The sequence below is a fragment of the Alteromonas abrolhosensis genome, from assembly GCF_001953635.1.
Classification (GTDB): domain Bacteria; phylum Pseudomonadota; class Gammaproteobacteria; order Enterobacterales; family Alteromonadaceae; genus Alteromonas; species Alteromonas abrolhosensis.
Genome location: NZ_MEJH01000009.1, coordinates 137,373 through 145,606 on the forward strand (window position 1 = coordinate 137,373; position 8,234 = coordinate 145,606).

The 8,234-nt window shown below is 45.0% G+C and carries 5 protein-coding genes; 1 reads left to right on the top strand and 4 read right to left on the bottom strand.

From position 1 onward, the window contains the following. Window positions 1–5: 5 nt before the first annotated feature. Window positions 6–1,940, top strand: a complete 1,935-nt coding sequence (locus BGK61_RS14210) for a bifunctional diguanylate cyclase/phosphodiesterase (RefSeq protein ID WP_076012257.1) — start codon at window positions 6–8, stop codon at window positions 1,938–1,940. Here the strand turns inward: BGK61_RS14210 and BGK61_RS14215 are convergent. The 4 genes from BGK61_RS14215 to BGK61_RS14230 all read right to left on the bottom strand — a co-directional run bounded on the left by BGK61_RS14215 (window position 1,915) and on the right by BGK61_RS14230 (window position 7,998). Continuing rightward, window positions 1,915–2,511: a response regulator transcription factor gene (locus BGK61_RS14215; protein WP_076012258.1), complete on the bottom strand. Its 597-nt coding sequence runs from the start codon at window positions 2,509–2,511 to the stop codon at window positions 1,915–1,917. The genes BGK61_RS14210 and BGK61_RS14215 overlap by 26 nt on opposite strands. Further along, window positions 2,511–3,878, bottom strand: coding sequence for an HlyD family type I secretion periplasmic adaptor subunit (locus BGK61_RS14220; protein WP_076012259.1), 1,368 nt, complete (start codon window positions 3,876–3,878; stop codon window positions 2,511–2,513). The genes BGK61_RS14215 and BGK61_RS14220 overlap by 1 nt, the downstream gene beginning before the upstream one ends. Further along, window positions 3,875–5,974 (bottom strand): type I secretion system permease/ATPase, encoded by a 2,100-nt coding sequence (locus BGK61_RS14225; RefSeq protein ID WP_076012260.1) that lies wholly within the window; start codon window positions 5,972–5,974, stop codon window positions 3,875–3,877. Before BGK61_RS14225 ends, BGK61_RS14220 begins: the two co-directional genes overlap by 4 nt. A gap of 77 nt (window positions 5,975–6,051) precedes the next feature. After that, window positions 6,052–7,998, bottom strand: coding sequence for a TolC family outer membrane protein (locus BGK61_RS14230; RefSeq protein WP_076012261.1), 1,947 nt, complete (start codon window positions 7,996–7,998; stop codon window positions 6,052–6,054). Between the last annotated feature and the right edge of the window lie 236 nt (window positions 7,999–8,234).

Sequence of the window (8,234 nt, forward strand, 5' to 3'; positions counted from 1 at the left end):
AGTTTATGTCAATAACAAGAGAATTATGGCTAGCCATTGTAGTCGTTGTCCTTGTTGCAATTGCAGGTAGCGTGACAATTCATGGAATTACTACGAAGCAATACGTAGAAGAGCAGCTTTACTCAAAAAACCTAGATAACGCCAGTATGATGGCGTTAACGCTAAGTGGACTAGAAAAAGATCCCGTTTCGCTAGACCTGTTCATTATGTCCCAATTCGATATTGGACACTATGCCACCATTGTACTTCAAAAGGCTGATGGCGAAATTGTCTCTGCCCATACCCATGAAGTCCAGTTAGACGAAGATACTCCCAGATGGTTTGCAGACAATTTCTCTCCGGACGTGAATCCTGGTATTGCTCAGGTCAGCGAGGGTTGGGGGCAATACGGCACTATATATGTTGAAACCGACACAAGTTTTGCTGTTGCTTCAATGTGGCGCGCTACTCACCGCCTCATCTTTGGTTTATCTCTGGTTGGGATCTTTTCAGGGATAATAGGTGCATGGGCGCTTCGCTTCATTATTCGACCGTTGGATGGCGTAGTGCACCAAGCTGAATCTTTCGGTGAAATGAAGTTTGTCCAGCTTCCTGAACCCCGCACACTTGAACTTAAGCGCGTAGTTCGTGCTATGAATTTCTTAGCTAAAACCTCTAAGAAGATTATGGATGAGGAAAATACCCGCCTTGATCTGATGCGCTATAAAACCCAGTTTGACGATGAATCTGGCGTCGCCAACCGAGACTACTTTATTTCTATTTTGAAAGGTCAGCTCGCCTTTCGCGATACCGAAGGCGTAAACTGTGTATTTTTAGTTCGTTTTACCGAGGGCGAAGGTTTCCTTCGCACTGCAGCCAATATACGCAAAAATCGTATTCGCGACTTTGTGGAAGAAATTAATGACTGCCTCTCCATGCATCATCATTTGTTTACCGATAGCCGCATAGCACGAATGCAAAAAAATGAATTTGCCATACTCCTAACTGAAACCCATGATGCGGTTACAATATCTGAAGCGTTACACGGCGCGTGCCTGAGCGCGTTTAGTCGCGAAGGTGATCCTCGCGTCTTTCAATCGGTAGTGAAACTGCGACCGGACGATAGCTTTTCTAATGCCCTCATGCGAGCAGACGTAATGTTAGATGAAGCAGAAGAGGACGAAGTAGAAGAGCCATTTATTGAAGCACCGCTCAAAGAGTTCATCTCACTGGTTGAAGAGAAACGGTGGGATCAAGAGCTTAAACGTGCCATCGATGAGCGCGATGTAGAGACATTTAATTTCCCAGTTCTTGATATAGACAGGAATCTCGTTCATTACCAAAGCTGGGCTGGTGTGAATATTGGTGGGGAGTTACGAAAAAGCGGCTATTACACCCATTGGGCCCGTTACTTAGGTTTATTGCCACAATTAGAGCTGACAACCATTATTCACCTTATTGAATACATTAACCGTTCTGGCACGTCGTCGAAGTTCGCTTTCCTCTGTTCAGAGCAGTTTATGATGGACCCTGAAACTCTTGCTCAACTTTATTATCAAATAGGTACTAATGCTCAGGCTGCTAAACAGCTGTGTTTCGAAATAAGAGAATCTACCGCTACACGTTTCCCTGACGAATTTAGCGATTTTTGCACCACACTTAAAGCCAAAGAATGTGAAGTGGGCCTTAAACGTGTGGGCGAATCATTCTCGCAATTGTTAGACGTGCAAGAGCTAGGATTAGACTACGTGAAAATCGACTCTGCGTTTATGGCGGACATAGATTTCAACCCAGCGAACCACGCTTTTATCCGCGGCTTCTGTTCACTGGCGCATACGTTTGGCATTAAAGTATACGCCGACGGTGTAAAACGCTCTGATCACCAAGAGCTCTTTATCGAGCTAGGCATTGATGGCGTAGTATCACATATGGAAGTTATAGAGCATCTTTTAGATGACTAAACTCCCCAAGCCTCAGTAATAGGCTGATTCGGTCTTTCGCCTCAAATTTATGCAAGAGCGTACCTACATATTCTTTAACGGTACGCTCGGTAATACCGTGTTCTCTAGCAATTTCTTTGTTGCTTAGTCCATCCAAAATACCGCTTAATACATCCTTCTCGCGGTTCGTTAAGCCACTCAGAGCAGGTAACACTCGCTTAGACTGCAAATTGGTCGCTACATTGGTTGTTGTCACTGAAAGCAACTCATTAGGCAACCACATACCACCAGCTTCTATAACTCGGGCTACTGAAGACAGTAAAGACTGTGTACCTAGCGCATGACAGTAAGCCCTAGCACCTAACATTAGTGCAGTTTGCATCTCTAGCCTGTCGTATTTGTAGGTTAGCAACACGATTTGTGAGACTTTTTGCTTTGCTTCAATTAGCTGTTGCCGCCAATTATCATCGCTCGCCAATATCCAGATACAATCGCTTTGATCACAGTTTAATTGTTCAACGCGACTGTAGCTGGTCCAAGAATACTGGGTCAGCGCGCCTTGTAAGTCTTTTTCGGCAATGAAGTGTCTCATTAACGCTCCCGCAGCGCAGAGGCTGTAACATTGAACAAGGGGGATAAAATATAATTGAGTACCGTTTTCTTACCCGTCAGAATGTCTACCTGAACAATCATTCCAGGTAAGATATCTAACGCCTCATCAGCAATACTTTTCTTCGTCTCAAGTCTTACCAAGTAATAGGTTTCGTCTTTTTCGTTGGTGATGGCATCGGCACTAATATGTTGGACTTCGGCTGACATTCCACCGTAAATCGTGAAGTCGTAAGCACTAAATTTTAAGATGGCCTGCTGACCTTCTCGAATAAAGGCAATGTCTTTTGGCGATACCTTTGCCTCGACAATAAGTTGGTCATCTTGAGGGACGAGTTCTACAACAGCGCTACCGGGGGTAATAACGCCCCCAATGGTATTGATTAGCAACCGCTGTACCGTGCCATTAATCGGTGATTTTAGCGCAGCTTGCGACACGACATCTTCCAAACTGGTTTGAGACTGCTGCAACGTCGCCATTTCAGCGGTGGCTTCGGTCAATTCTTGATTCCATCGATTAACGAGTTTAAGACGTGCTTCTTCCTTCTTAATTATTTCTTCTTCGATAGCGTTTAAACCGCGCTCAATCGCAACTTTAGACTTGGTAATGTTTCCCTCTAGCTCTACTATTTGTCGTTCTAAACGAAGAATTTCAATTTCCGAAACAGCGCCTGATGCAAGTAATGGCTTAGTTACCGACAGTTCTTTTTTTGAAAGAGACAATACGTTTTGATACTGGGAAAGGTTAGCACGCTCTTCTTCAACATCCTGGCGACGTTGCATGATGCGAGAATCTGAGCCGGCAGCCACTTCATCAAGCTCTGCTAAATTTGAGTTGTAAAGTTTGCGCTCGTTTTCAACAATCGTGGGGGCTTGTTCACGGAGTTTTCGATTAAACCGCAACGACTCGCCTTGAGTTAGCGCAGATAAACGCTGAACTTTTGCCGCCAATGCTGCAAACTGCGTTGTGTTTTCTTCAAGGCTTGACAAGAAGCGAGTGGGATCCACTTTTAATAGTACTTGTCCGGCTTTAACCGTTTGCCCTTCTCGAACAAGAATCTCTTGTACAATCCCACCATCGTAAGACTGCAGCACCTGTAATTGTTGAGAAGGTATGACTTTTCCATCGCCTTTTGCCACTTCATCAATCTCTGCAAAATACGACCACACCACCAATAGAAATAACACGATAGTTACCAGATACAAGAGCCCACGGGCTTTAACTGGCGTTTGCATTATCCGTGACCATTCCGCTTCCAACACCCAATCTTGTCCTGGAGGCGGTGCTAGCCAACCTCGCATTAATCGCTGTAACCAGTCTTTTTTCTCACCACCACTATTTAAAATCATGGCGCCCTCTTAAGCATTTGACTTGGCTGTTTAAATTGAACAAGTACGTCTTCCTTTTTACCGTCAGCGATGACTTTTCCGTTCTCAACAACAATCACGCGCTCAACAAGGTCGAGCAAGGTTGTTCTATGGGTATTGATAATCAGTGTTTTGCCTGCTGTGGCAGCTTTTATGGTTTCCTTCATTTGCGCTTCGTTAGTTGAATCCATGGCTGAGGTCGGTTCATCCATAATATATATTGCAGGGTCTCGCACTATGGCTCTGGCCATCGCTACTGCTTGTCGCTGGCCACCAGAAAGTAAGCTACCTCGCTCACCTACATTTTGCTCTACCCCGTTGGCATTACCATTAACGAGTTTTGCCAGACCGCACTGGGTCAGTACGTCCCAAAAATCACTTTCATCGATATGCAAATCTTCAGACGTAATGTTGTCTTTCAATGTGCCGTAGAAAAGGCTGACTTCTTGCGGCACATAGCCTATCTGTTTGCGAAGTATCGTTGGGTCGTATTGCTGAAGGTCGATGCCGTCCATGAGCAACTGCCCCGATTCAGGACGGTAAAAGGCCATAAGCAACTTGTTCAGCGTTGATTTTCCGCATCCGTTTTTACCCAAAATCGCTACGTGCTCTCCTTGTTTTATCGAGAAGTTAACGTCTTTAAGCGCTAATACTGTTTCGTCTGGGTATTTAAAGCATAGCTGACACGCATCTATATTCCCTTTAAGCACAACATTACTTTTTATTTGCTTGTTGCTACCCGACTCACTCGGCAACGACATGATGTCGTCGAGGGCATTTTTTGCCGTCTCAGCGTGATGATATTGCGCTAACAAAGCTGCAGCTTGGGAGACAGGCCCCATAGCGCGGCTAGATAAAAGATAGGCGGCTATTAATCCACCTTGCGTGATCACACCTTCTATTATGAGGTAAACGCCCGTTAGGATGATGACGACGCCAACTGACTGCTGCACCCAGAGTGCTGCGTTGTTTACCGACATTGAAACCAGACGCAGCTTTGCATTAACTTTGGCAAGAAAGATTGTTTGTTTTTCCCACGCACTTTGGTTTCGGCTCTGGTAACCAAATGCTTTTATGTCTTCTAAAGATGTTACGCTTTCAGTAACCAGAGAACTTTTACGAGAACTAATATCCATCGACTCTTCTGACAGAGATCGCATTACGCGCTGTGCTTTCATGGCGTAAAGGAAAAGCGCTGTGGCGCCAATAAGAATTGGTATGATGAGATAAATATCAATCATAGCAATGATAACGACAAACAAGAGCCCGAAGGGCAAATCAACCAATGCCACCAGAGTTACAGAGCCAAAAAACTGCCGAATGCTTTCAAACGACTGCAAGCTGTTTATAAACGAACCGCTTTTAGCAGGTTTGTTTGCCAAATTAATAGAAAGGACTTTTTCCATAATTTTTGCAGATAACGTGACATCCAGTCGGCTCGCTGCCAGTTCAACAAAATATTGCCTCAACATGCGCAGTAAGAAATCTGCAGCAAGAACCAAAAGCACCCCGATGGCCAGCGCCCATAAGGTTTCAAGTGCCGCATTTGGAACTACCCTGTCGTACACATTCATCACAAAAAGAGGCAAAGCAATGGAAAGCAAACTAATGAAAACAGAGGCTAGGAGTACATCCCGATATAACCCTTTCGCAGATCTAATAGATGACCACAACCAATGCCCTACTGAGGATTTGTCAATTTGCGCATTAGTTTCTTGCGCATGCATCTCTGGACGAGCAAATATGATGTACCCCGTGTATCGGGTGGCTAATTCGTCTCTTGGAATTTCGACTACGGCGTCATCTAATTCTGGATACGAAACTCTTGCGTGGGAATGGTCAATGCCATGAAGTACGCAGGCCTGCTTTTCATTTAAAACCAGAACAGCAGGTAATAGTGCGGTATTGATATGGTCTAAATCCCGTTTAACTGTTCTGCTGGCTAGCCCCGCTCGCTTTGCCGCACGTTCGAATCCTGTGGGCGATAGTTCACCGTGATCTAAAGGCAGCCCGCTAAGCAGGCTGACACGAGAGACTTCCAAATGATGCGCATGACAGATGGTAATTAAACAATCCATCAGTACGCCTCCTTGCTGTTCCAAATAGGAGATGTCGTCTACGTCCTTCTTTTCCTTCATATAGGCCTACCACATCGCTATTCGTTTGAAGGAAGCTGAATGATAGCAGCCTCAATCCTGCGGTTACGGGCATTAGCTGCTTCTGACTCCTCATCAACAAGCGGACGACTTTCTCCGTATCCAACAGCAGTAATTCTTCTAGCTTCAATGTCTGCCTTCGTCATTAGCAGTGACGCTACGGCCTTTGCTCTTCGTTCAGACAAGCGCTGATTGTAAGCTGCATCGCCATCTAAAGAAGCATGACCATGGATAATCACCCCTGAATTTGGGTCGTTGTTTAACGCGTCGATAACGTCTTGAAGTGAATTCTCATATTCAGGCAACACCTCGGTAGAGTTGGACGCAAATTCGATATTGACGTTAAATGAATTAATTATCTTTGCATTATCTAACGTAAAATCTGCGGCACTTGGTTCTGGCACCATCTCGGGCTCTTTGGCTTCACAACCAAAGTCATCTACCATAGCCCCTGGCGTAGAATCGACGCAATCGTCCCATAAATCCACAATGCCGTCGCCATCACTGTCTCGCTTAAGGATATTAAGTTCATCTTCAAAATTCGTGCGAACGGCTGGGCAAACGTAGTTAGGGTCGTAGCTTATTCTCTCTTCAGCTTTGTCTAGTACATCAGGGACACCATCTTTCGTAATACCTAATGTTTGTGCCAAGCTACCTGAGGCCGCAAGTAGTCTTACGCGCGCTTTTTCTAATGTGTATTGTGCTTCCAAATACGCGCGACTAGACTCGTAATACTCGTTTTCGGAGTCGAGTAAATCCAATAGAGAACGTTCGCCAATGGTAAACTGATCCATGTATGCAGACTTCACTCTGTCAGAAGACAGGCGATGGGCATTCAGTGAAGGCAGCTGCTCAGTAATATTGATAATGTCGTTGTAAGCTATCTGTACCGTTTGTCTCATGTCTATACAGGCCTTGTCTCGCAGATCTTTTGCTAGGTCTACCTGCGATAAAGCTTGTCGAATCGCTGCGCGGTCCGAACCACCATTATATAAGTTGTAAGAAAAGTTAACGCCAACGCTAGCCTCGGTTATGGTGTTATTTAGGGCTGCCTGGTCTCGCGTTTGCGCGCCATAGCTTGCGGTTAAATTGACTTGTGGATGATAGAGACTTTTCGCACTGTCCACGGCGTAGCGCTGGGCATCAATGTTGTAAATGGCGGCATTGAATTGTGGATTGGTGCCATAAGCGCTAGTGAGTAAGGTTTGAATGTCTGTAACACTGGCATCAACATAGGCGGAATTTAAGGTGACCGGTTGCAAATTGTTCGCAGGTTTCTCGCCTACTATACGCAAGAAGCGCGCTGTAACATCGTGCAAGTTAGACAGTTCAGTGAGTACATTAGACTCAGCCAGAGACAAACGGCCGCTAATTTGCTCCAAATCGGCACGTCGACCTACACCCGCTTCTACGCTTTCTTCAATTTGCTTAAACACATCCACATGTGTAATCAGGTTCTCTTCAGCAAGCTTCAACAGCTCGCGAAACATTTTTACATCCATGTAGGCAAGGGCTGTATCAAGTGACTTCTGCTCTATTTCTCCCATTAACTCAAAAAAGCGTACAACCTGAGCTTGCTTAAATCGTTTAACTTCGCTGCTTGTTAAGAAACCGTCGTAGAGCATTTGGGTTAAAGCGATTTGCGCGGTATGACCCATATACTCACGATCTAGCCCATAGTTTCTATCAGTATAAGCACTCGATGCCAATACATCGACTTGCGGACGAAAGCCGCCACGCGCAATGTCAACGTCTGACATTGCAACCTGAAGTTGACGCCAGCTGGCTTGCACTTCTGGGTTTTCGTTCACTACCTTGCGAACATAGTCTTCCAAACTGACTGACGAACCACTAACACCATTACTTTGAGCAATAGCAGCATGAGCAAGCACAGCGCCAGTTGCTCCAATAACAACTTTGGAAAGCACTGAATTTATCAACTTCATATATGCATCTCACTATGTAAATTCTACGCGACATTTGTGTCGTTTCTTACTTTTACAAAGTAGACGCTGTGTGTATTTCTGCAAACCTCACAGCCAAATATTAGACTAAAAATTAATTAATTAGGGGTAATTCCCTACAACCTATACCAAAGGATATGTGTCCCCCGTACCACGGTCCGGTAACCAGATAAAAAAGCCCTGCTACGCTTTTTGTATAGCGTGAATATTTATCGATT

Coding starts and splice junctions, on each gene's coding strand:
- BGK61_RS14230 (WP_076012261.1), bottom strand. CDS start 7,998: ATGAAGTTGATAAATTCAGTGCTTTCCAAAGTTGTTATTGGAGCAACT.
- BGK61_RS14225 (WP_076012260.1), bottom strand. CDS start 5,974: ATGGATTGTTTAATTACCATCTGTCATGCGCATCATTTGGAAGTCTCT.
- BGK61_RS14210 (WP_076012257.1), top strand. CDS start 6: ATGTCAATAACAAGAGAATTATGGCTAGCCATTGTAGTCGTTGTCCTT.
- BGK61_RS14220 (WP_076012259.1), bottom strand. CDS start 3,878: ATGATTTTAAATAGTGGTGGTGAGAAAAAAGACTGGTTACAGCGATTA.
- BGK61_RS14215 (WP_076012258.1), bottom strand. CDS start 2,511: ATGAGACACTTCATTGCCGAAAAAGACTTACAAGGCGCGCTGACCCAG.